The organism is Clostridium puniceum, from assembly GCF_002006345.1.
In the GTDB taxonomy this organism is placed as follows: Bacteria; Bacillota; Clostridia; order Clostridiales; family Clostridiaceae; genus Clostridium; species Clostridium puniceum.
The window spans coordinates 76,801-101,064 of the sequence record NZ_LZZM01000011.1 but is presented as its reverse complement, the minus strand read 5'-3'; the positions used below and the strand labels follow the sequence as shown (position 1 = coordinate 101,064).

Annotated in this window: 19 protein-coding genes; 14 read left to right on the top strand and 5 right to left on the bottom strand. The window is 28.9% G+C overall.

Annotation, left to right across the window (positions count from 1 at the left end; genetic code table 11):
- Window positions 1-20: 20 nt before the first annotated feature.
- From CLPUN_RS29080 to CLPUN_RS29315, 3 genes are all read right to left on the bottom strand, one after another.
- A complete protein-coding gene (locus CLPUN_RS29080; RefSeq protein WP_077845525.1) occupies window positions 21-1,007 on the bottom strand; it encodes a BclA C-terminal domain-containing protein in 987 nt (328 codons plus the stop codon).
- A 24-nt stretch (window positions 1,008-1,031) separates the two neighbouring features.
- Window positions 1,032-2,018 carry a BclA C-terminal domain-containing protein gene (locus tag CLPUN_RS29075; protein ID WP_077845524.1) on the bottom strand — a complete coding sequence of 329 codons (987 nt, stop codon included), beginning with the start codon at window positions 2,016-2,018 and terminating at the stop codon, window positions 1,032-1,034.
- 817 nt (window positions 2,019-2,835) lie between these two features.
- Window positions 2,836-2,919 (bottom strand): hypothetical protein, encoded by an 84-nt coding sequence (locus CLPUN_RS29315; protein ID WP_341423583.1) that lies wholly within the window; start codon window positions 2,917-2,919, stop codon window positions 2,836-2,838.
- 771 nt (window positions 2,920-3,690) lie between these two features.
- On the opposite strand from CLPUN_RS29315, the gene CLPUN_RS00970 reads away from it, so the two are divergent.
- From CLPUN_RS00970 to CLPUN_RS00950, 5 genes are all read left to right on the top strand, one after another.
- Window positions 3,691-4,383, top strand: coding sequence for a hypothetical protein (locus CLPUN_RS00970; protein WP_077845522.1), 693 nt, complete (start codon window positions 3,691-3,693; stop codon window positions 4,381-4,383).
- Between the two features lie 683 nt (window positions 4,384-5,066).
- Window positions 5,067-6,473 carry a hypothetical protein gene (locus tag CLPUN_RS00965; RefSeq protein WP_077845521.1) on the top strand — a complete coding sequence of 469 codons (1,407 nt, stop codon included), beginning with the start codon at window positions 5,067-5,069 and terminating at the stop codon, window positions 6,471-6,473.
- Between the two features lie 280 nt (window positions 6,474-6,753).
- A complete protein-coding gene (gene cwlD, locus CLPUN_RS00960) occupies window positions 6,754-7,416 on the top strand; it encodes an N-acetylmuramoyl-L-alanine amidase CwlD (RefSeq protein ID WP_077845520.1) in 663 nt (220 codons plus the stop codon).
- 509 nt (window positions 7,417-7,925) lie between these two features.
- A complete protein-coding gene (locus tag CLPUN_RS00955) occupies window positions 7,926-8,768 on the top strand; it encodes a fumarate hydratase (protein ID WP_077845519.1) in 843 nt (280 codons plus the stop codon).
- Between the two features lie 29 nt (window positions 8,769-8,797).
- Window positions 8,798-9,355 (top strand): Fe-S-containing hydro-lyase, encoded by a 558-nt coding sequence (locus CLPUN_RS00950; RefSeq protein WP_077845518.1) that lies wholly within the window; start codon window positions 8,798-8,800, stop codon window positions 9,353-9,355.
- Window positions 9,356-9,684: 329 nt separating this feature from the next.
- Here CLPUN_RS00950 and CLPUN_RS00945 read toward each other — a convergent pair whose 3' ends face one another.
- The gene (locus tag CLPUN_RS00945; RefSeq protein WP_077845517.1) at window positions 9,685-10,548 is read right to left on the bottom strand and encodes a YitT family protein; all 864 of its coding nucleotides are present in this window, start codon (window positions 10,546-10,548) and stop codon (window positions 9,685-9,687) included.
- A gap of 348 nt (window positions 10,549-10,896) precedes the next feature.
- On the opposite strand from CLPUN_RS00945, the gene CLPUN_RS00940 reads away from it, so the two are divergent.
- From CLPUN_RS00940 to CLPUN_RS00910, 7 genes are all read left to right on the top strand, one after another.
- Window positions 10,897-11,721 (top strand): tetratricopeptide repeat protein, encoded by an 825-nt coding sequence (locus tag CLPUN_RS00940; RefSeq protein WP_077845516.1) that lies wholly within the window; start codon window positions 10,897-10,899, stop codon window positions 11,719-11,721.
- Window positions 11,722-11,825: 104 nt separating this feature from the next.
- Entirely contained in the window at window positions 11,826-12,518 is a 693-nt protein-coding gene (locus CLPUN_RS00935) for a response regulator transcription factor (RefSeq protein WP_077845515.1), read from the top strand.
- Window positions 12,490-13,845 carry a sensor histidine kinase gene (locus CLPUN_RS00930; protein ID WP_077845514.1) on the top strand — a complete coding sequence of 452 codons (1,356 nt, stop codon included), beginning with the start codon at window positions 12,490-12,492 and terminating at the stop codon, window positions 13,843-13,845. The genes CLPUN_RS00935 and CLPUN_RS00930 overlap by 29 nt, the downstream gene beginning before the upstream one ends.
- 194 nt (window positions 13,846-14,039) lie before the next feature.
- Window positions 14,040-16,274 carry a ribonucleoside-diphosphate reductase subunit alpha gene (locus CLPUN_RS00925; protein ID WP_077845513.1) on the top strand — a complete coding sequence of 745 codons (2,235 nt, stop codon included), beginning with the start codon at window positions 14,040-14,042 and terminating at the stop codon, window positions 16,272-16,274.
- Between the two features lie 223 nt (window positions 16,275-16,497).
- Window positions 16,498-17,532, top strand: a complete 1,035-nt coding sequence (locus CLPUN_RS00920; RefSeq protein ID WP_077845512.1) for a ribonucleotide-diphosphate reductase subunit beta — start codon at window positions 16,498-16,500, stop codon at window positions 17,530-17,532.
- 230 nt (window positions 17,533-17,762) lie between these two features.
- The gene (ptsP, locus tag CLPUN_RS00915; RefSeq protein WP_077845511.1) at window positions 17,763-19,382 is read left to right on the top strand and encodes a phosphoenolpyruvate--protein phosphotransferase; all 1,620 of its coding nucleotides are present in this window, start codon (window positions 17,763-17,765) and stop codon (window positions 19,380-19,382) included.
- Between the two features lie 305 nt (window positions 19,383-19,687).
- The gene (locus CLPUN_RS00910; RefSeq protein WP_077845510.1) at window positions 19,688-21,022 is read left to right on the top strand and encodes a tetratricopeptide repeat protein; all 1,335 of its coding nucleotides are present in this window, start codon (window positions 19,688-19,690) and stop codon (window positions 21,020-21,022) included.
- A 149-nt stretch (window positions 21,023-21,171) separates the two neighbouring features.
- Here CLPUN_RS00910 and CLPUN_RS00905 read toward each other — a convergent pair whose 3' ends face one another.
- Window positions 21,172-21,780 (bottom strand): cell wall hydrolase, encoded by a 609-nt coding sequence (locus CLPUN_RS00905; protein ID WP_077845509.1) that lies wholly within the window; start codon window positions 21,778-21,780, stop codon window positions 21,172-21,174.
- A 271-nt stretch (window positions 21,781-22,051) separates the two neighbouring features.
- Between CLPUN_RS00905 and cdaA the strand changes: the two genes are divergently transcribed.
- A complete protein-coding gene (gene cdaA / locus CLPUN_RS00900) occupies window positions 22,052-22,885 on the top strand; it encodes a diadenylate cyclase CdaA (protein WP_423237270.1) in 834 nt (277 codons plus the stop codon).
- Window positions 22,858-24,078, top strand: coding sequence for a CdaR family protein (locus CLPUN_RS00895; RefSeq protein WP_077845507.1), 1,221 nt, complete (start codon window positions 22,858-22,860; stop codon window positions 24,076-24,078). Before cdaA ends, CLPUN_RS00895 begins: the two co-directional genes overlap by 28 nt.
- The last annotated feature ends 186 nt before the right edge of the window (window positions 24,079-24,264 follow it).

Here is a 24,264-nt window from a genome sequence, read left to right as displayed (position 1 = left end):
ACCTTTTAAGATCAAAAATATTAAATTATACGGACAATCATAAGTGAAGCTCCAGCTGAAGAATTCAATAAAACAGCAGTACCTAAGAGTCCAAACAATTGCAGAGATACAGTTGAACCAGCTCCTAAGTTTATATTAATTTCATTCCTAAAGTTAGAAGTACTTAAACCAACAGCTATTGTTGAGGCAGTGTTTGGTGAACCATTGATTATGAGTCTAGAACCTAGTAAAAGTGCTGCAGTTGTATTTATAATATAAGAAATTCGATATAATCCAGCAGTATTTATTGTAAAAACAGTGTTTGCACCATTTATAGTAATATTAGAAGATGTTACTTGCGCATTAGGAAGAGCTATTAATGTTCCTGCTAATATAACAGTTATAGAAGAACCTGTAGTGTTGGCAGCAAATGCAGAAATAGCAGTAGGATTAGGTCCTAAAGGTCCCGTAGAACCAGAACTCCCAGTAAAGCCGATGTTACCCGTAACTCCGGTAGCTCCGATAGAACCGTTAGATCCTGTAATACCAATTGCACCAGTTGCTCCAGAGAAACCCGATTCTCCCGTTGCTCCAATTACACCTGATGGGCCTATAGATCCAGATGGACCGTTATTTCCAGTTGGTCCGGTGATTCCAATAGATCCAGTTGGTCCAGTAAGACCTTCAGATGGACCTACTAAACCAATAGGACCAATAGGTCCAGTTTCTCCGACAGATGCTGGAGAACTAAGAACAGTTTCTAATTTTGCTCTTAGTATTAATTGATTTTGAGAAATAGTGTCAATAAGATTTCTGACACTATTGTTTATTGTTATTACATCTTGAACATTAGGAATTCTTCCACTTAGACCTGGCAGTGTTCCTAATACAAATTGAATTTTTTCTCCTTCTGTGTTTATAATATGACTTAATCCAAGTTCTTCTAAAGCAATAGAAAATAAAATCATATTTAAGGCATCTTCTCTTGTAATTGAAGGACTTAGACTAGGGAAATTAGGCTGTGACATATAAACCCTCCTTCAGAACGATTTTTAACTTAAACGTAGGATCATAAGTGAAGCACCAGAGCTATTATTAAGCAACACTGCTGTTCCTAATAAACCAAATAATTGCAAAAGTATAGTTGTTCCCGCAGTTAAATCAATTAAAATCTCATTCGAAAAATTTGCCAAACTTATAAGTGGTGTTATTGTTGAAGCAGTATTTGGAGAACCATTTATAATAAGTCTTGTGCTTAAAGCCAAGGTCGCAGTTGTATTTACATAATATGATATTCTATAACGCCCTGAAGTATTTACAGTAAAAATAGTATTGCTTGCATCGACTGTAATATCAGAAGATAAGATTTGAGCATTAGGAAGTGGAACAGAAGTGCCTGCGACAACTACAGAGATTGAAGCGCCAGTATTGTTTTCGGCAAAAGCATTAGTTGCGGTGATATTACTTCCGGTTGCTCCAGTCGGCCCAGATGGACCGGTTGTCCCAGTTGGACCAGATGGACCAGTTGCTCCAGTTGGACCTATGGGACCGGTTGTCCCAGTTGCTCCAGTTGAACCAGTTGTCCCAGATGGACCAGTTGTCCCAGTTGGACCAGTTGGACCAGTTGAACCAATCGCCCCGGTTACTCCAGTCGGCCCAGGCACTCCAGTTGCTCCAGTTGGACCTATGGGACCACCAGATGGACCAGTTGCGCCAGTTGGACCGGTTGGCCCAATTGCTCCTTGCATAGTTGATGATTCTAAAGCATTTTGCATTTTAGAATTTAATAGTGATTGATTTTGAATAATACTATTCATAGTTCTTCTTACACTATCATTAACTTCAAGTATATCGTCTATTGTTGCAGCAGGGCCTGTTATGCCTGGAATAGTTCCTAAAACAAATTGAATTTTTTCTCCTTCTGCATTAATTATATGACTCAATCCAAGTTCCTCTAAAGCGATAGATGAAAGAATCATATTAATTGCATCTTCTCTTGTTATAGGTGGGCTTATATTTGGAAAACTAGGTTGTGACATAGTTTAATCATCTCCTATTGTATTATTGATAAGGTAATTTGTTCGAAAGCTTAGTAGCATTTTCCTAATTGACATATTCATTTGTTATATGATAATCTATTCAAGGATTGTAATCACAAATTTCTTTATACTTACAAAATGATCTGTTTGTCCCAAATAGATTAGCTGTATATTTGTTCAGAAGGAAAATCGCATAGTAATTAATAATTTGAATCAAATAGATGTCTTTTTCTTTAGTTTTAAAGTTCATCAAAAAGTGCTTCTAAATTTTAAAGATCTAATATTTCGTCATAGTTAATTCACAAGATCCAATCGTTGGTGTATTATCAATCATAAAATTTCTTGCATAATAAAAGTTCTTTTTCTAAATGAAATTTTAAATTTTATTAGTATGATTTTTGAATATTTCATCAGTTTTATTGATGAATCCAGTATATATTATAATAATTTTGTTTACTAAATTTTTTTAAACTTTCCAAACAATTGTATATATTTTTTTCTTAATGGAATGTGTAAAAATCATTTGAATAACAAAATTCGTTTTACATTCTGGCATAATAACATATATATATTCATATAGTAATAATATAATATGCTTAATTAAAAAAAGTGTTATATTAAAGCGAGCATTTGTAAATATATTTATAAAAGTGTTAATGCTTTAATACTTGCAAAAAATCAAAATATTATGGTAACAATGATATATAAAACTAATGATGGATTGAGTAAAATAGCTAAGCATAATTGGTTAAAGAGCTTTTCAATTTATAATAATTAAGAAGTAATTAGGGGCAATCGAACTACTTCTTATCTTTTATTAGTCTAATTCAAAAGGTTCACAATAAGTGCATTCTACAGTCTTAGGAGTTGATTCATGAGTACCTATTTTAATCTTGTTCAATGTACAATAATTAGCATCTTTACAATTATATTTGCACTCAGTTACAGAACATCCAAGGCCTTTCGTTATGTTTCATATTAATCACTCCTAAAAATTATTTTCTATAATATTGTTTGAGAAAATTAGATTTTTATACGTTAAAGTTTCTTTAAAATTGAATCTAAAAAAGAGCGGCAGATGGAGAAGAATCCAACTACCGCTTTAGTATTTTTTAATATAAACATCGAAAATGATAAATAATATAATATTAAAGTGAATGGAAAGTGTTACTTTGTAAAAGACTTATTAGGATACCTAATTGTGAACATAAAAAGTGTTACACAGTATTATATTCATCCTTAAATTCGTAAGCCAAAAAGAATCTCTATACTATATATTATATAAAGCTATTAGAAAAGTGCTATTTTTAATAAAATAGTTATTGAATAGCAATATCATATGTATAGAAAAAGTGGAAATCCTTTTTTGTTAGTTGTATCCTATTGTTTAAAAAAGATGCAGTCATTAATTTGGCTGCATTTTTTGTCCAAATGAAAAAGGCAGAGCCGAAGCTCCACCAGTCCATTTTGCAATATAATTTTAACTCTAATTTATTTAATATTCAAGTAGATAAATCAATAAAAATAGAGATAGTAGCGTGAATTATATTAAAAATACTATTTCTATTTTTAATATCAGGAGATCTATGATATTTATACATTTAGTATATTTTACAAAAGTACCAAATAATATACAATAATATTAAATATTCAAATATAGGAGGGGAGTAAGATGCATATATTATTTGGAGCATTATTTTTTGGATGTTTAGTAGAATTAGTTTTATTATTAGTAAAGCCCAAATGGTCAACATTAGGAAGAGAATTGCCTAACCAAAAGAAAACAATTAAAAAATTAATTATAACAACACTTGTTTTTCTTTTATTATTCGCAGTTACATCTGGGAAAAGTAATACTTCGACATCTACTAAAGCAACGACTAATAATAATGCAGAAGAAGTAATAAAAAAAGAAAGTGATACTAAACAAGGTGAAAGCAAAGAAGCATCAAAATCAGTAAAAGAAAATAAGGATAAATTTTCAATATCTTCAGAGCAAAATACAAATGCAGCTGTAGACGAATTAATATTACGTGGTAAGAGTGACTCTAAAAATGCTACAGATGAAGATATTAAAACAGCAAACAAATTTATAAATGACCATTATAATAATTATTGGACAGATAATGAAACAATGCATAAGACCATGTATTATGGATCCTTATTAGAATATGCAAAAAGAGATGAAGCTAAAGAGAATCAAAAAGGAATCGATTTTATAATATATAACTTAGGAGTAGATTCAGAGCAAGTTGTAAAATATGTTTATAGGAAAGCTGATAAAATAGAAGATGCTGCCACTCAATCAAATTTGGAACAAATAAAAAAATCATTAGCTAAAATTCCAAGTGATTATAAAAAATAATTCCCACACTTTTCCCGCAAAAGTTATAAATTAATATAAATTCAAATATATTAATTAAAACTTGAAAGTTAGATAAGTACAGAATATAAGCCAATATAAATTATAATAAATTTTAAAACAACTAATCCAGAAGTCATGGGATTGGATGGCAAGATTAAAAAATTCCTACATTATTATATATATAATTTTTAACCATACAATGTTAGGCTTTTTAAATATGTATATAAGTATATGTATAATTAACATACAAGTAACAAAATCATTTCAAAGTATTGATTTATTAGTGCGTTAAATTCTCAAAGAGATAATATTTGGAGTATATGGAATCCAACAAACTCAGTGTTTGTTGGATTTTTTACGTATAAAAATCTATGAAAACATACCATTTTGCATTCACAGCTAATACACAATTAACAAGCATTTATATTAAGTTAACAGCTTTTCTAAGCGCTTTAAGATCTTTGTGTATAAATTTTTGCTACAGTAATGAAGTTGTCAATGATGATAAATTTCTTGATTAATATTCTATTGTTAAAATTTGACTTAATTTTACCCTAATTTTGTGACATAACTGTAATACTATATATCTACAATTTAATTACAATATTAAACATGAAAGTAAAAGTATAACATAAAAAATGCTTTTATATTTAATATAGTATTATAATAAATGGAGGAAAAAGATGAGAAATAAACGTATTGCAAGTAAAGTTATTACAGGATTAATGTTGGCTAGTATGACTATATCTACTAGTAGTGTGGTGTATGCTGCTGATACAGTAAATAGAAGTTTAACTACTTCTACAATTCTAGATGCTGGAGTATCAAGTGGAGTGCCAACTCCGCCACCAGATGGCGGAGGAACTAATCCACCTCCTGATGGTGAAGATACAAGTGTTACCAGTGGACCTGCAGAATACTTATTAAGCGGACAAACTGTAACGCTAGCTAATCAACAAATTTCAGCTACAGACATTAACGAATCAATTGTTAAAGTTACTGATGGTGGAAATTTAACGTTAACAAATTCAAAGCTTACAAAAACGGGAGACTCTTCTGCTGATGGTAGCAGTAATTTTTATGGTCTTAATGCTGGCGTATTAGCAACAGCTGGTAGTAAGATTACCTTAAAGGATACGTATATAAATACAAGTGCATCAGGGGCTAACGCATTATTTGCAACGGGTGAAGGAGCTTATATCGAAGTATCTAATGTTGCAATCAAAACAACAAAGGATTCATCTAGAGGATTAGATGCTACTTTAGGGGGTACTGTAATTGGTAAAAATGTAAACATAAGCACTGAGGGAGCACATTGTGGCGGTTTAGCAACAGACAGAGGCGGCGGAACGGTATCGGTATCAAATAGTTCTGTTTCTACAGCTGGAGAAGGTTCACCTGGCATTTATTCAACAGGTGCAATTTCAGCTACTAACTCTAGTTTTAAAGCTACTGGGTCAGAAGCAGCTGCAATAGAAGGTAGAAATTCTATTACATTGACAAATTGTTCTTTATCAGGAGATTTAAAGCATGGAGTAATGATATATCAAAGTTTTTCTGGTGATGCTGAAGTTGGTAAGGGTACCTTTACAATGACTGGTGGTTCACTTAAGGCAGCAGTAGGACCACTATTCTATTCTACAAATACAGATGCAGTAATAGATATAAAGGATGTTGCTCTTGAAAATCCATCAGGTAAACTCTTAATAGCTAGCGCTGATAGATGGGGGACTACTGGATTAAATGGTGCAAATATAGATTTTACAGCTGATAGTGAACAACTTAAAGGAGATATAACTTGTGATAGTATAAGCACAATTATAGCTACATTAAAAAATGGTACAACACTAAAAGGTAGTATTAATGCAGATAACACGGCTAAGAGTGTAGTTTTAAGCTTAGATTCAACAAGTTCTTGGAATGTTACAGGAACTTCTTATCTAGCAAAATTAACTGATAGTGATACAACATTAACAAATATAAAAGATAATGGAAATACTATTTACTATGATTCAAGTGCAAATAGTTGGCTTAATGGCAAAACTTATACCTTAACAGATGGAGGTAGTCTAATACCAATTAATAATTAATAATAAAGCATAATAACTATAAATACATTAGAAAATATATTTATAGTTATACTGTAAACCATCCAAATATTAATATTTATATAAAATAGAAAAAATTAAGCGTCCTACAATAAACGTAGACGCTTTTTTCATTTGCTCAGCCAATATGAGAGTTTAAGTATTCATTCAAAGCCCAACACTTTTTTTAGATAATAATAGTTACTCTGAATAATTAAGGTTGTATAGTAAACAATATATTATATAACTGAAAATAATCGGAGTATAGAGAGGTGGAGAATTAATGAGAATCAAGACGGTTCTAATAGTATTTTGCATATTTTTCTTAATATTTGGTATACCATTAAAGGTAAGTGCAGATGAAAATAAAGTTCAACATATAGTATTAATAGATCCAGGGCATGGAGGAATTGATGGTGGAGCAAAATCTAAGAATGGAACAATAGAAAAAGACATAAACTTATCAATATCTATAAAGTTAAAAGCTGAATTGGAAGCAGCTAATTATATTGTATATATGACAAGAGCAGAGGATTCGCAATTGGATTCTAGAAAAGCAAAAGATTTAAGTGCACGATGCCAAATGAAAAAGGACACTAAATGTGATATGTTTATATCTATTCATCAAAATATGTTTCCACAAGCAAATTGTTTTGGAGCGCAAGTTTGGTATGCTTCTAATGACGATAGTAAAGTTTTAGCAGAAGACATTCAAGCATCGTTAAAAGAAACAGTAGACGATAAAAATAAAAGGATTGCTAAAGCTGCTAAAGAACAATACAAGATATTAAGGGATGGTTACGAAGCTCCATGTGTTCTTGTAGAATGTGGTTTTTTATCTAATTATGAAGAAGAACAAAAATTAAAGACTAGTGAGCACCAAGATAAAATAGTAAAAGGAATAGCAAGTGGTGTTAATAAATATTTTGAACGTAAGAATAATTAAATTTTTATTTAGAAGAAATAGTTCCAACTTTTATACTATTTCTAGGTGTGTCAATGGAATAATAAGAATTATTTATAATTAAAAACAAACTATATAATATTAAACTAATTAGAGCGATGATTAAAAAATAAATTATTACAGTGATAATTTTAGTTGATTTTTGATCAGCCATAGTTTGACCTCTTAATATATAGATTATATTTAATTATAGTAGCAAAGAGTTATAAATATGAAAATATATAGTTAAAAAATAAAAATAACTACTACGAAATTAAAAAAACTTAAGATGGATTAATTTAATATTTATTATTCCAGAGAGAAAAGTATATTATTAATAAGCAATATTTTAAAAGAGCTAGATGGAAATAAATTTATTTAGGGTTGTAAATAACAAGAATTGCTTTTAAACTTATTATGTAGTAATAAGTAGAAAATTTTTAAGAATAGAATTTGATTATTAATAATCATTTCTATTCTTATGCAAGCAATAATATAGAGGAGTTGTTAGAATGAGAGAAATAAATGTTGAACTTATTAGAGATGCTGTTAGAAATTTATCCATTGAAGCAAATTATTTTTTAGGTTCAGATATTAAAGAATCATTGAAAAAGTCTAGAGAAGAAGAAACTTGGGGGTTAGCGTCAGAGGTTTTAGATAAGATAATTATTAACTCTGAAATTGCAAGTAATGAAGAAATGCCGATGTGCCAAGATACAGGTATGGCATGTGTATTTATTGAAATAGGACAAGATGTACATATTGTTGGGGGAAAATTTGAGGATGCTATTAATGAAGGTGTACGCAGAGGATATGAGGATGGATTATTAAGAAAGTCAGTTGTAGAAGATCCTATTAGAAGAGTTAATACAAAGGACAATACTCCAGCTATAATTTATTATGACATAGTAGAGGGAGATAAGGTTAAGATTACATTGGCGCCAAAGGGATTTGGTTCAGAAAATATGAGCAAAATAGGTATGCTTAAACCTTCTGATGGTTTAGAAGGGGTTAAGAAATTTATAATAGATACTATTAAAGCGGCAGGTCCCAATCCATGCCCACCAATGGTTATAGGTGTTGGAATTGGTGGAACCTTTGATAAGGCTGCATATTTAGCTAAGAAAGCATTACTTAGACCTATTAATATAAGAAATAAAGATGAGTTTTATAGGGATTTAGAAATAGAACTATTAGAAAATATAAATAAATTAGGAATTGGACCACAAGGATTTGGTGGAAAGACTACTGCTTTGGGACTAAATATAGAAACTTATCCAACTCATATTGCAGGATTGCCTGTAGCAGTAAATATAAATTGCCATGCTACTAGACATAAAGAAATCATAATATAAAGTTAATAGAGTATTGGAGGAAAAATGCTATGGAAATTAAATTAGAGACACCTCTTACAGAAGATAAAATATTAAATTTAAAAGCAGGGGATAGTGTTTTATTAAGTGGAGTGATTTATTCTGCAAGAGATGCTGCACATAAAAGATTAATAGATTTATTAAATGAAGGTGGAGATCTGCCTTTAAATATAAAGGATGAAACCATATATTATGTTGGGCCATCACCAGCTAAACCAGGTATGGTAATAGGGTCAGCAGGACCTACAACTAGCTATAGAATGGATGCTTATGCACCAACATTAATGGATCTTGGATTAAGAGGCATGATAGGTAAGGGTGCAAGAAATGAAGAGGTAATTGAATCAATTAAGAGAAATAAAGCTGTTTATTTTGGTGCTATTGGAGGTGCAGCGGCATTAATAGCTAAGAGTATTGTTAAATCTAAAATAATTGCATATGAAGATTTAGGTGCTGAGGCTATAAGAAAAATGGAAGTTAAGGACATGCCCTTGGTTGTTATTATAGATGCGGATGGGAATAATCTTTATGAATTAGGACAACAAGATTATTTGAATTCAATTAAGTAGAGGACTATATATTTGGAGAGGTTGTCATAAAATACATAAAAACTTTAGATAAAATTAAAACTATTTACAAAATGAAATGAAATTGCATTTATTATAATATGTCTCATTTATTAAAATATAATAATTTGTAAACATGCATTTGTAATAGTTATTTATTTTTTAATCACGAAAATATAAACAATCAACAATTATAACAGAAAAAAGGAAGGAGTTGTGGATAAACTAAACTCCTTTCTTTTTTCTGTGGATTGTTTTAGATATTATTTTAACTGACTAAAACAATAATAATTTCGGTAATAAAAATATATATAAATTCTAATTAATAAAATTTATATATTAATAAAGCCTTTTCCTCTGACCTCAGATGCATCAACTATTGTTATAAAGGCTCCAGGATCTATGCTATGGATATTAGTCTTCAATTCAACCATTTGACGAGAGGTTACAATACAATATAACATTTTCTTTTTATCATGAGTGTATTCTCCTTCGGCCAATAGAGATGTAATGCCTCTATTTAAATCATTAATTACATAATGAATAATTTCTTTTTCTTTTACAGTTAATATTAGAAGTAGTTTCTTACTACTAAATCCTTTCAACACCTTATCTAGAACTATACTTTGGATAAAAAGAGAAACTAAAGTATATAATGCTTCAGGAATACCTGAAATTATGGCTCCTATTAATATTATTATTAAATTAAGAGAAAAGCCTAAACCACCTATATTGAAGTTTGAATATTTTTTTCTAATAAGCATGGTTATAATATCAGTTCCACCAGTAGAACCATGACGTAAGAAAACTAATCCATAACCAATACCACATAAAACTCCACCATAGATACAGTAAAGCAGCAAATCTAAATTATCTAGAGAGACTAGGTGTGCTAAAGGTTTAGTTATAATTAGAGAAAACGAAAGTGAAAGCATTCCTAGTGTTGTGTAAATTATAAATGATTTATTAAGTTTTCTAGCTCCTATTAGCAGTAGTGGAATGTTAAGAAAAAACACAGCAACACCAACAGGTATTCCAAATGTGTACTCTAAAAGTAATCCTATCCCAGTAACTCCACCACTTAAAAGTTTCGCATGAGATAGAAAAATATTTACCCCTAAAGAGGAAATCGTGCAACCTAAGAAAATAAGTAAAGCGTCAATAATGTTAGATTTAAATTTGTAATATGTATTCATGAAAATGCTCCTTTAAAGTTATAAGTCTCTTAAATATTAATACACGTTGTTAATCAAAAGTCAATATATAGAATAAATAGGGAGTCTTTATTGAAAAAATACTTTTTATAGGAGATAATGTGTTTAGGTAAAATTAATAATTTTGTGATGAAATGATTAATAATTTGTTCTATTAAATATGGAAAAATATTTTTTGTATTAAAGTTGAAGAAAATTTTAATATGATATTAGTATTATTAAATTACCTATTTATAAATTTAAAAAGAATATTAAGGGTAATTTAAAATAAGAATTAAAAAGAATTTAAAGTAAAATTAGTTTTTAGTAAAAGAGTAAAAGGAGAACTACATGAATAGAATTAAGCTTCCAGGAAAAGAGAAATACAAGAAGATATTATTAGTAATTCTAGTTATAATAACAATAGGAACATTGTTTTATGAGCATAATAAAAATCTCAAGGAGAAAGAAAGAAAAGCACAGCAAGAAATAGCTACAGATAAGCAGGAGGATAACAATTCTAGTAAGGATAAAAAACGTGATAGTGTAATTGCTGAAGATAACTCGATTATTAACGAAAGTAAAGCGACTACTAATGATCAAACTCAAAATAGTATAGTAACTAAAGAAATTGTGAAGGAAGAAAATTCAACTGATAAATTAACTAAGGAGAAAAAAAGCTATTCGAATAAGGAAAATGAGCTATATAATCAAGCATACACATTATTCTTTTCTCGTGATTATAATGGTGCAATTGACAAGGCGAATATTCTTATAAATGAATTTCCAAACAATCCAATGGGATATAATATAAGGGGGATTGCAAAGTCTTATAATGGAGATTATAACGGTGGACTTAAGGATATAGATATTTCCTTAAAAATTGATGAGAATTATGGATATGCAAGATTTAATAAGGCGCTTACTTATGAATTGTATGGCAATATGGAAGAATCATTAAAGTGGTATAATAAAGCTTTAGAAGTTGAAAAATATGTGTGGACTTACTATGGAATATCATCTATATACGGTAGAAGAGGTGATATAGATAACACAATGAAGTATTTAAATAAAGCAATTGAAATGGATGCAGCTGTTAAAGAAATTGCTAAAGAAGAAGAAGATTTTAATCCTGTTAAGGATTTTGAAGCTTTTAAGAAAGCAGTATATAACTAATAATTCATATAAAAATATAAGCTTAGGGATAAATAGTTAAATCCAGGTTTTGAGATAAATAGTTAAATTGAAATATGTAAAGTGAAACTTTAGGAGGAGTTAACATGTTCAATGTATTAGTAGTTGATGATGAAAAGGAAATAAGAGATGCTATTGAAATATATTTAAGAGGAGAAAATTTAAAGGTTTTTAAAGCACAAGATGGTTTTGAAGCTTTAGATATTCTTGAAAAGGAAAAGATACATCTTATTGTACTTGATATAATGATGCCTAGACTTGACGGAATAAGAACTTGTTTGAAAATTAGAGAAAAGCAAAATCTTCCTATAATAATGCTATCTGCTAAGGGAGAAGATTCAGACAAGATATTAGGATTAAATGTAGGAGCAGATGATTATATAACAAAACCTTTTAACCATTTAGAATTGGTTGCTAGGGTTAAATCACAATTGAGAAGATATGAAAAGCCATTGAGTGTTGAAGAAGGCAAAGATATAATTAAAGTTAAGGATTTAGTTATAGATACTATTGCAAAAAAAATCACATTAAGGGATGAAGAAGTAAAGGTAACAGCAACAGAATATAAAATACTTCATTTATTAGCAGCAAATGCAGGTAAGGTATTTTCAATAAAAGAAATATATGAGAATGTATGGGAAGAAATATTTTATAAGAGTGAAAATACAGTAACTGTACATATAAGAAGGATAAGAGAAAAGATAGAAATAAACACAAAAGAGCCTGAGTATATTAAGGTGGTGTGGGGAATTGGTTACAAAATTGAAAAGGAAGATTAAATTATATTTTAGCAGTATTTATTTAATTGATTTAATAGTAATAGGATTAATGACATTAATTTTACTTTCAAATTTAGGAGATTATATACAAGTAAATAAAGCCCACCATGATTTAGCAGTTAAGCAAATTAAGAATAGTGCAGGAGAATTAATTTCATTGTCTATAATATATGTAGCTTTTATTACAAAGATTATTCTCATAGTAAAAAGAAATCCCAAATCACCCAAAATTCAATCTAATTATATTAAGAACATGGTTTTTGTAATAAAAAATGGATTTCATTATAAAGAAACAAGAAATACATTAGTAATATCTATAGCTATGGCAGTTATATTACTAATTGCATATTTATATTTTCTTGCGACAGGTGGATATGAAAACAATATTGTTGTTAGGCTATTTCAAACATATCCTTTTAAAGGCAGTATTTTTGTTATTATTATTCTATTTTTAACTATGATGTTCGCATTAAAAAGGACTTTAGACATAATAGTTGTAAATGATGCTCTTAGAAAGTTTAAGGAAGGAAATTTACAAGAGGATATTAAGCTTGAGGGCTCTCCTCAAATAAAAGAATTAGCTGAAAATATTAATTCAATAAAAGCTGGATATAAAGAAATCTTAGAAAATGGTGTTCATAATGAGAAGTTAAAAACAGAACTAATATCAAATGTATCGCATGATTTAAAAACACCCTTAACTTCAATAATAAATTATGTAACTATATTAAAGAACGGTAATATAACAGAAGAAGAAAGAGCTGAATACCTATTAATATTAGAAAAAAAATCTTTAAAATTAAAAGTTTTAATTGAAGATTTATTTGAAATGTCAAAAATAAATAGTGGACGAATCAAATTAAATAGAGAATTAATAGATATTTTATCTTTGATACATCAAGGAATTGGTGAATATAGCACTTTATACGAGGAAAAGAATATTTCTTTCAAAGTAACAACAGACAAAGATGCGATATATATGGAGCTTGATGGCAGGTTAATGTCTAGAGCTTTGGAAAATATAATAATTAATGCTTTAAAATATTCATTAAATGATACTAGAGTTTACATTAATGTTAAATTAGAGGATAATTGTGTAAAAATAGGCGTAAAAAATATTGCAAATTATGAAATGGACTTTAATGAAGACGATATGTTTGAAAGATTTGCAAGGGGAGATAAGTCTAGAAATTCAAAGGTTGAAGGTTCTGGTCTAGGACTTGCTATAACAAAAAGCATAGTTGAACTTCATGGTGGAGAAGTTAAAATAAAAAAGGAAGGTGATATGTTTAAAATTTATTTCATTCTTCCTATTAACAAAGAATAAAAAATATTAAAGAATAAAATTTATCAATTAGGTAGTTAATCTATGAAAAATTAAAGATTAACTACTTTTTATATATATATTTATTAAATTTGGAGTTTTACAATTAGTATAGTAAGAATTATAATATACGATATGTTGTATGAAAAATTAAAAATATGTGTAAAAAGCACAATATATAGTGGAGGTAATATAGGATGTTGGTGTTGAAAGAATTATGCAGGGATGCTGTTTGTGGAATTAAAGATGAAGATGGAATCTATAGCGAAGATAAATTATTGAATGCTTTAGGTAATATTATAAGAGATGGTATGAATAGTAGTGAAATAAGAAAATCATTGATTCAAGTCTCATTAGAATTAACCACAGATATGGAACCTGATTGGCAATATGTAGCGGCTAAGATATACACTTATGAGGTATATGAAAAGGTTAGAGTAAATAGAGGGGTAAATAAGGATAAAAATCTATATGAAGATTATTATGAGTTAATTAAGGATTTAACTGAGAAGGAACTTTATGGAACTTATATTTTAGATAATTATTCAAAAGAGGATATTTTAGAACTAGAAAAAGAAATAAAATCAGAGAGAGATTTTTTATTTAATTATAGTGGAATAGATCTTTTAGCTAAGAGATATTTAGTTCAAGATTATAATAGAAATCCTATAGAACTTCCACAACAAATGTTTATGGGAATAGCTATGCATCTTGCAATTCCAGAAGAAAAGGGAAACAGGGTATATTGGGCAAAGAGATTTTATGATGTGTTAAGTTCATTAAAAGCTACTATGGCAACACCAACTATGTCTAATGCAAGAAAGCCATTTTACCAATTAAGCTCATGTTTTATAGACTCTGTAGAAGATAGCTTAGAAGGAATTTATAAATCTCTTGATAATTTTGCTAAGGTATCTAAGTTTGGTGGCGGAATGGGAATTTATATGGGAAAAATTAGAGCATTAGGCTCTGCTATTAGAGGATTTAAAGGAGCATCTGCTGGAGTAATACCATGGGTTAAATTATTTAATGATACAGCAATAGCTGTAGATCAATTGGGCGTTAGAAATGGTTCAGTTGCAATATGGCTTGATGCATGGCATAAGGATATTCCTGAATTCCTTCAAATAAGAACTAATAATGGAGATGATAGAAAGAAGGCTCACGATGTATTTCCAGGTCTTTGCTACCCTAATTTATTTTGGAGACTTGCAGAAAATGATATAGATGCAAATTGGTATATGATGTGCCCTTATGAAATTAAGAAGATTAAAGGATATGCACTAGAAGATTTTTATGGAGAAGAGTGGGAAGAAAAGTACTATGAATGTGTAGAGGACAACAGAATTGAAAAAAGAGTCATGTCAGTTAAGGATTTAGTAAGAATGATTATAAAGAGTGCAGTAGAAACCGGAGCTCCATTTGCGTTTTATAGAGATATTACTAATAAAATGAATCCTAATAAACATACTGGAATGATATATTCTTCAAATCTATGCAGTGAAATAATGCAGAATATGAGTCCTATGAAGATACAAAAGAGTGAAACCTTATTAGATAATGAAGATAATCAATTTGTAGTTGAAAAGGTGATACCAGGAGATTTTGTTGTATGCAATCTTTCATCAATTGTACTTGGAAATGTAAATGTGACTAATGATGAAGAAATGGAATATGTTATTGAAACTCAAATTAGAGCTATGGATAATGTTATTGATTTAAATTATTATTCTGTTCCATTTGCTGAGATTACTAATAAAAAATATAGGGCAATAGGACTTGGAACAAGTGGATATCATCATATGCTTGTTAATAATAAAATACATTGGACTGCAGAGGAGCATAAGGATTTTGTAGATAAGGTTTATGAGAAAATAAATTATCATGCAATAAAAGCAAGTATGAAAATATCAAAGGAAAAAGGAAGTTATAAGGAATTTAATGGCTCTGATTGGTATAATGGAAATTATTTTGAATTAAGAGATTATAAAGATGATAAATGGAATGAATTAAGAACAGAAGTACATGAATTTGGAATGAGAAATGGATATTTAATAGCAGTTGCACCAAATGGTTCAACTGCCACTATTGCAGGCACCACAGAGGGGATAGATCCTGTTATGGCTAGATTTTATTTAGAAGAGAAAAAGGGAAGCATAATTCCAAAGACAGCGCCAAATCTTTCAGAAGATAATTATTGGTATTATAATTCAGCTTATAATATAGAGCAGTCTTGGTCTGTTAAGATGAATGGAATAAGACAAAGACATATAGATCAAGGTCAATCGTTTAATTTATATATAACAAATAATTATACTATGCGACAAATAATGAATTTATATATAGAAGCATGCAAAAACGGAGTTAAATCAATTTATTATGTAAGATCAAAATCCCTTGAAGTAACTGAATGTGAGAATTGTTCGGCGTAAGTGAGTCGAGTTTCCTTTAAAAAGTCCAAATCTATGATTTGGGTACTCAAACTTAGTTAACTCGTGAATACGAGTTAACTTCCTTGAAAAAAGATTTGAAGACTTGAACTTACCCAGCGAGAGAATGTGAGGTGGTTTCCTTCAAAAGATTTGGCTGAATCACTTATTTAGCAAATACATGTGAGCTGACTTCCATAATTGTATAAAGAATAGGAGAAGAAAAATGAATATAAATAAAAAACCTTTATTTAATGAATTTGGAGATAGAGATATTAATAAAAAGAGAATAATAAATGGAAATACTACAAATTTGAATGATTTTAATAATATGAAGTACAACTGGGTTTCGGATTGGTACAGACAAGGAATGAATAATTTCTGGATACCAGAAGAGGTTAACCTTTCACAAGATTTAAAAGATTATCAAAATTTATTAGAGGAAGAAAGAACTGCATATGATAAGATATTATCATTTTTAATATTTTTAGATTCTATCCAAACAGCTAATCTAAGTAATATAAATAATTATATAACAGCAAGTGAAATAAATCTTTGCTTAACAATTCAAAGTTTTCAGGAAGCAGTACATTCACAAAGTTATAGTTATATGCTTGATAGTATATGTTCCCCTGAAAAAAGAAACGAAATACTTTATCAATGGAAAGATGATGAAATACTTTTAAATAGGAATAAATTTATAGGTGATCTATATAATGAATTCATTAATAAACCTACAACACATAATCTATTAAAAACTATTATGGCTAATTATATTTTAGAAGGTATATATTTTTATTCTGGATTTATGTTTTTCTATAATTTAGAGAGAAATGGTAAGATGCCAGGTTCAGCACAAGAAATTAGATATATAAATAGGGATGAAAATACTCATTTGTGGCTTTTTAGAAATATTATAAAGGAATTGCAAAAGGAGAATCCTGAATTATTTACACCTGAAGTGAAAAATGAATTAAGAGAAATGATGAGAACTGGTGTAGAACAGGAAATTTTATGGGGACATTATGTTATTGGAGATAAAATACAAGGAATAAATAAAAATTTAATAGAAGAATATATAAAATATTTAGGAAATAAAAGATTAAAAGAGATAAATTTAGAACCATTATTTAAGGGATATAATCATAATCCAGCTTTATGGGTAGATAGTTTATCAGATGCGAATTCTGTTAAGACAGATTTTTTTGAAGCAAGATCTACAGCATATGCAAAAGTAACAAGTTTAATAGATGATTTATAATTAAATTTATATAATGTTGATATAAATAGGAAAAATGTGGTAAAAAGATAGAAGAAATTAGAGTTCTTTAGTAAAAAATCATAAAAAACGGTTAAATTAAGTTAAACTTTTTGTGAATTATGTTATAATAAAAAAGGTTTATACTTAAAATAAGACAGAATGATTATAGCAAGAAGCAAAAATTATACTTAATTATGAGGAAATTAATAATCAAGGAGGAGTTCCATATTATGAAAAAAGGTATTGCTGCATCTAAGGGATATGCAATAGGAAAAGTATTTGTACAAGAAAACGAAGAGATTGTTATAAGTGACGCTAAAATCACAGATATAGGTGCAGAAAAGGATAAAATGCAAAAAGCATTAGATGATTCTAAAGCACAATTAGAAGTTATTAAAGCTAAAGCAGAAAAAGAAATGGGTGCAGAAAAAGCGGAAGTATTTGAAGCACACATCACATTATTAGATGATCCAGAATTTACTGGAGCAATGATGATGGAAATTGAAAATAACAATGTAAATGGTTTAAAGGCAATTGAAAGCGTTACAAATACTTTTGTTGCTATATTTGAATCTATGGATAATGAATACATGAGAGAAAGAGCTGCTGATATTAAAGACGTATCTAAGAGAATACTATCAAACTTCGCAGGAAAAGGCGGAGATTCTTTTGCAATAACTGAAAGCAATACAATAGTTGTAGCTCATGATTTAACTCCATCTGATACAGCAGGTTTAGATAGAACTAAGGTTGTAGGATTTGTAACAAACATTGGTGGAAGAACTTCGCATGCTGCTATAATGGCTAGAACTTTAGAAATTCCAGCTGTACTTGGCTTAGGTGATATAACTGAATGTGTTAAAACAGGAGATACAATCATACTTGATGGAATAACTGGAGATATAATTATAAATCCTTCAGAAGAAGTAGTTTCAGAATATAAAGCTAAAAAAGAAAAATTCCAAGCTGAACAAGAAGAATTAAAGAAATTAATAGATGTTAAAACAACTACTAAATCAGGTAGAAGGATTGAAGTTTGTGGAAACATTGGTAAGCCAGAAGATGTTCTTAGTGTTTTAGCAAACGGTGGAGACGGTGTAGGATTATTTAGAACAGAATTCTTATACATGGATAGAGATAGTGCTCCGACAGAAGAAGAACAATTTGAAAGTTATAAGTTTGTTCTTGAAAAAACAGCAGGTAAGCAAGTTGTTATAAGAACTTTAGATATAGGTGGAGATAAGACTCTTCCATATTTACCATTACCAGAAGAAATGAATCCATTCTTAGGATACAGAGCAATTAGACTTTGTTTAGACAGAAAAGATATATTCAAAGTTCAATTAAGAGCATTACTTAGAGCTTCTATTTACGGAAACCTTGCAGTTATGTTCCCAATGATCTCAGGATTAGAAGAATTTGAGCAAGCAAAAGAAGTTGTTGAAGAGTGTAAGGCTGAATTAAAGGCTGAAGGAAAAGAATACTCAGAAAAAATTCAATGGGGTATTATGATTGAAATTCCAGCAGCAGCAGTTTACGCTGATGAATTAGCTAAACATGTTGATTTCTTCTCAATTGGAACAAATGACTTAATTCAATATACTTTAGCAGCTGATAGAATGAGCGAAAAAGTTTCATATCTTTACAATCCAATGCACCCAGCTGTACTTAGATTAATAAAGATGACTATAGATGGAGCTCATAAGCACGGTAAATGGGTTGGAATGTGTGGAGAAATGGCTGGAGATGAAGCAGCTATCCCTACATTAGTTGAATATGGATTAGATGAATTCTCAATGAGTGCTACATCAATCTTAAATGCTAAGAAAATAATGTTAGAACAAGAATAAAATATAAATTTTTATAAAGTTAAAGGCTATCTCAGTTATTGAGGTAGCCTTTAATAGTTGTAAAGTATAGTTATAGGGTAATTTATAATTTAAGATAGATAGTGGTTAATTAAATAGGTTACAATATATGTGCACATGACTACACTTATAGATTTAAGATGGTAATTTCTAATCAAATAAAGTTATTTTTATAATTTATTTGATTAATTAAAACTATAGTTTTAATTTAATTGTAATAACGATAGAGGATATAATATACTAGTAGTAAGAGACATGTTATATTTAAGAGCGGTAAGGTGATATTTATGAATAGAAGGGTTAAAAAAGCCTACGATAAAGCCATGGACTATTATGAAAAAGGTAAAATTAACAAAGCATTAGAACTATGTGAAGAGATATTATCAGAAGGATTAGATAATGCTCCAGTATTAAATTTTAAAGGGTTATTATTATACCAAAAGGGAAATTTAAATGAAGCAATCACTGTATGGAAAATAAATGAGGATTTAAACAATGATGAGATTGCAAGAAATTATATAAGAGATTCAGAAGCAGATGAAAAGAGATTAGAGCTGTATAAACAAGGTGAAAAAGCATTAAAACAACTAAATATTGAAAGGGCTCTGGAATTATTTAAAATATGTTTAGAAAGTGACTTTAATACAATTAAAGTAAATACAGGAATTGGAATATGTTATCAAAAAAAAGGTGATTTTTATAAAGCTAAAGAATATGTTGATAAGGCTTTAAGAATAGATCAAAGTGCAGTTACAGCTAAAATTATTCAGAAGGAATTAAAAGAAAATGGAATTTATTCAGAAGCTAAAAATTCTTCAAAGGGCTTTTTAATTGGAGTAACAAGTCTATTTGTAGTTATCGCAATTGTTGCTGGAGGTTATTTAGTTTTTGCAAAATTTAAGAACAAAGATTTTTCTGGAATTATAGAGCAAGTAAAGAATATTGGAACTAAACAAGAAAAAGATAGTAAAACAGTTGAAGAAAAAGAGAATACAACAGAGGAAAGTAAAGACTTTATAGAGATTAAAGAGTCTGCAGCACAAGAAAAAGATCAAGAAAGTCAAGATGCTAAAGCAGAAGAAATAGTTAAAGAAGGACCTCAAAGTAAAACACTTGATACAGAAAAGTTAAAAACGTTAATATCAAGTAATGATTTAGATGGAGTATATGAGCAACTAAAAGATGTTAAAGCAGAAGCCGTAAGCAGTGAAGGGGCTGAAATATATAATAAAGCTATTAAGCTAATGAAAAATGAAGGTGTATTAAAATTTTATGATTATGGATTATGGTATTTTAATCAAGGTAATTATAATGATGCTGAAATTTCATTGGACAAGGCTTATACATATTGTGAAGGAAATAGTTACAAAGAGCATGTCTTATTTTACAGAGCAAGTAATTCCCTTAAAAAAGCAGAGGATAAGATTGCACTTAAACGATATGAAGAGTATTATAGTCAATATCCCAAGGGGGTATATACTGAGGAAGCATTATATCAATTAGCATTATTGACTAATTTTGCTGACAAAGAAAAGAGTAAGAAATATGCAAATACGCTAATGAATAATTTTCCACGTTCTATTTATGTAAATGATAAGCTTGCTACTATAGCTAGAAGTTAGAACATAACTTATGAAAAATAAAGTAGGGAGTGTTATATTAATTAATAAATTTGGACAATATAATTGAATAGTAGAATATTAAAAAGTAATAATTCAAATTTTGTATTATTACTTTTTAAATATTCACTATTTTTTATTTTACATTAGTATTATGATTTTATTTTAAAAAAAGTATGATGTCCTATAGTAGTTTGATTAAATTTTTCTGTATCTTTCATCCAATTGCACGTTGCTATGCTTGGATTATAGAAAAATAAAGCATCATTTGTTGGATCAGCACCTTTAATTGCATCGTATACTGCATCATAGCAATCCTGATTTGGATTAGCATTTATTTTACCATTTTTAACACAAGAAAAAGCATTTTTTTGAAATATAACTTCCTGTATAGTATTTGGAAAATGTGGATCAATAGTTCGATTTAATACTACAGAAGCTACAGCTACTTTCCCAGAATATGGTTCGCCAATGCTTTCAGCATAAACAAGTTTTGCCATTAAATCTATATCTTCGCCCGTTATGTACAATTGTTGAGTAGCGTGATCAAAAACTTCTAAGACCTCATTATGTTTTCCAATAGATTTGGAGTTAATTTCTATATTAGTATTTAAATAATTTTTATTAGATTCTTGATTTTCAGGAATCTGCATAGTTTCACTACAAGTCTTGCCTAAATCTGAGGCAAAGACTAGACCAATATTAATAACGGAAAGATATAGTATTAAAGTAATTACAAAAATACTACATGTCTTTTTCATAAAAAACCTCCTTCGGTATAGTGCAACAAGAATATTATTACCAAAGAAAGTAATAATATACACTATTTATTTTTATAAACTTCTAATACAATTTGTTTATGAGTTTAAACTACCCTTAACGGGGATTAATTAAGATTAAGAAAAAATTATAATAAAAATAATTAAAAAGTAAGAAAATAATAATTGTCTTTATATCTAAGTGTATAGTATTTGTTGTATAATTTTTATTAAGAGAAGAAAAGAGGTGAGAATTTTGAGTGAATTTTTAGGAATGGTTGGAAAGAGTTTTTCCAATATGTCATTGTGGTCTGTATTGGATATTTTAGTGGTATCATACATTTTTTATAAAGGCTATATGTTAATAAAAGAAACTAGAGCTGAGCAATTATTAAAGGGAATCGTATTAATTATAACTCTAATTCCAATTAGTTATGTACTAAAGCTAGATATGTTATATTTTATATTAAACAAGACATTAACCATAGGGGTATTAACTGTAATCATAATTTTTCAGCCTGAAATTAGAAGAGCTTTAGAACATTTGGGAAGAACAGCCTTTGATGATAAGCATTATCCTAATAATAAAGAAGATTTAAATACAACTATTAATGAAATTGCGATTGCTGTTCAAAATTTAGCTGAGAGTAGAACTGGAGCATTAATTGTAATAGAGCAAAGTACTGGATTAAAGGAATTGATTGGTGCAGGTACACTATTAGATGCAAATGTAACAGCTAATCTTTTGGAAAATATATTTGTAGTCAATACTCCACTTCATGACGGGGCAACAATAATAAGAAATAATAGAATTCTAGCATCAGGTTGTGTATTGCCATTAACTGATAATAATAGAATTAATAAGAAGCTAGGAACTAGACATAGAGCTGCAATAGGTCTATCAGAGGTATCAGATGCTCTAATTATAATTGTATCCGAAGAAACAGGTGTAATATCTTTAGCTATTAATGGCAGAATAACAAGAGGATATGACAAAGAAAAATTGAAGAATATAGTACTAAAAATAATAGAAAATAGAAATGAGAAAAAAGTAAAAACAGCAGGGGAGAGGGTGAAGTCATGGATAAAGGTGAAGGCAGAACATTAATTGTAAAGATTATTTGTGTACTGTTATCACTTGGTTTATGGCTGTATATCTCAATTGTAGAAAATCCACTTAGAACATATGAATTAAAGAATATTCCTGTAGAACTAATTAATCAAGAATCTTTGACTAATTCAAAATTTACAATTGTTAATAAACAACAGTTCACAGTGGATTTAAAATTAGAAGGGCCATCAAGTGAAGTAGCAAAGGTTAAAAAAGAAGATTTTAAAATCGTTGCTGATATATCAGCTTATGCATTAAAAAATGGAGAAAATACTATACCAGTTCAAATAATAAGTTATCCTGAAAATATTAATATTAAAAATAATGGTTTTTTAGGGATAAAAGTTAATTTAGAAGAGTTGGTTAAGAAGGAATTTACAATAAAATCAAAAGTAAAAACTACTTTTAAAGAAAATATTTATGAGAAAGAACAAAGTATATCTCCAAGTAAGGTGACAGTAACAGGCGGAAAAAGTTCTATTGATAAAATTAGTGAAGCTATTTTAACAGGTGAAGAAAAAGATATAGATAAAAATATCAGAAAAGAGTATGAGATAAAATTTGTAGATTCATTAGGTAACGAAATTGGTGACGTTGAAGCTGATAATAAAACATCACAATTATCAATTACAATAATTAATGGTAAAGTTGTGCCTATAAATTTAAAAACTGTAGGAAGGGTTTCAGCAGGTTTTAAAATGGATGGTTATGAACTAAGTAAAAACAGTATAAATATTATAGGTGATAGTCAAAGTTTAGAAAAAATACAAGCAATAGATACTGAATTTGTGGACATGTCCTCTTTACAGGAAGATCATGAATTTGATACTAAGCTTAATATACCAGAGGGAATCTCAGTTCAAAATGGAGAGAATAGTGTTAAAGTTAAAATTAAGGTGTCAAAAGAAGAAAATGTAACTAAAAATCTAGTGTGTAATGTACAATATATTAATTTAAATGAAGGGCTTTTATTAGAGTCTTCAAAGCCAACTGTAAATGTAACATTAACTGGAACTCAAACAGCGGTGGATAAGGTTAGTTCGGAAAATATAAAGGTTATATTAGATTTATCTAATGTAAAAGAGGAAGGAACTTTTGATTATACTCCACAGGCAACACTTGTAAATGCAAATGATGTAACCATATCCTCTGTAGGAAGTGCTAATATAGTGGTTAAAAAGAAAGCTTAAGGTTACGTATCAAAATAAACTATAACACTACAATAAAAATTTTTTATATAATTATACTTAAATTGAAGTTACTTAATTTAAGTATAATTTTGTTAACTGTTAATTCCAATATATATCTTAATAATTAGCCACAGTAGGAGTATGCTGTGGCTATTTTGTGGTATAATTTTTCTATATTTATTTAGT

Excerpts from the sequence above, each read along its gene's own strand:
- CLPUN_RS29080 (WP_077845525.1), bottom strand. The coding sequence starts at position 1,007 with ATGTCACAGCCTAATTTCCCTAGTCTAAGTCCTTCAATTACAAGAGAA.
- CLPUN_RS29075 (WP_077845524.1), bottom strand. The coding sequence starts at position 2,018 with ATGTCACAACCTAGTTTTCCAAATATAAGCCCACCTATAACAAGAGAA.
- CLPUN_RS00970 (WP_077845522.1), top strand. The coding sequence starts at position 3,691 with ATGCATATATTATTTGGAGCATTATTTTTTGGATGTTTAGTAGAATTA.
- CLPUN_RS00965 (WP_077845521.1), top strand. The coding sequence starts at position 5,067 with ATGAGAAATAAACGTATTGCAAGTAAAGTTATTACAGGATTAATGTTG.
- cwlD (WP_077845520.1), top strand. The coding sequence starts at position 6,754 with ATGAGAATCAAGACGGTTCTAATAGTATTTTGCATATTTTTCTTAATA.
- CLPUN_RS00955 (WP_077845519.1), top strand. The coding sequence starts at position 7,926 with ATGAGAGAAATAAATGTTGAACTTATTAGAGATGCTGTTAGAAATTTA.
- CLPUN_RS00950 (WP_077845518.1), top strand. The coding sequence starts at position 8,798 with ATGGAAATTAAATTAGAGACACCTCTTACAGAAGATAAAATATTAAAT.
- CLPUN_RS00945 (WP_077845517.1), bottom strand. The coding sequence starts at position 10,548 with ATGAATACATATTACAAATTTAAATCTAACATTATTGACGCTTTACTT.
- CLPUN_RS00940 (WP_077845516.1), top strand. The coding sequence starts at position 10,897 with ATGAATAGAATTAAGCTTCCAGGAAAAGAGAAATACAAGAAGATATTA.
- CLPUN_RS00935 (WP_077845515.1), top strand. The coding sequence starts at position 11,826 with ATGTTCAATGTATTAGTAGTTGATGATGAAAAGGAAATAAGAGATGCT.
- CLPUN_RS00925 (WP_077845513.1), top strand. The coding sequence starts at position 14,040 with ATGTTGGTGTTGAAAGAATTATGCAGGGATGCTGTTTGTGGAATTAAA.
- CLPUN_RS00920 (WP_077845512.1), top strand. The coding sequence starts at position 16,498 with ATGAATATAAATAAAAAACCTTTATTTAATGAATTTGGAGATAGAGAT.
- ptsP (WP_077845511.1), top strand. The coding sequence starts at position 17,763 with ATGAAAAAAGGTATTGCTGCATCTAAGGGATATGCAATAGGAAAAGTA.
- CLPUN_RS00910 (WP_077845510.1), top strand. The coding sequence starts at position 19,688 with ATGAATAGAAGGGTTAAAAAAGCCTACGATAAAGCCATGGACTATTAT.
- CLPUN_RS00905 (WP_077845509.1), bottom strand. The coding sequence starts at position 21,780 with ATGAAAAAGACATGTAGTATTTTTGTAATTACTTTAATACTATATCTT.
- cdaA (WP_423237270.1), top strand. The coding sequence starts at position 22,052 with ATGGTTGGAAAGAGTTTTTCCAATATGTCATTGTGGTCTGTATTGGAT.
- CLPUN_RS00895 (WP_077845507.1), top strand. The coding sequence starts at position 22,858 with ATGGATAAAGGTGAAGGCAGAACATTAATTGTAAAGATTATTTGTGTA.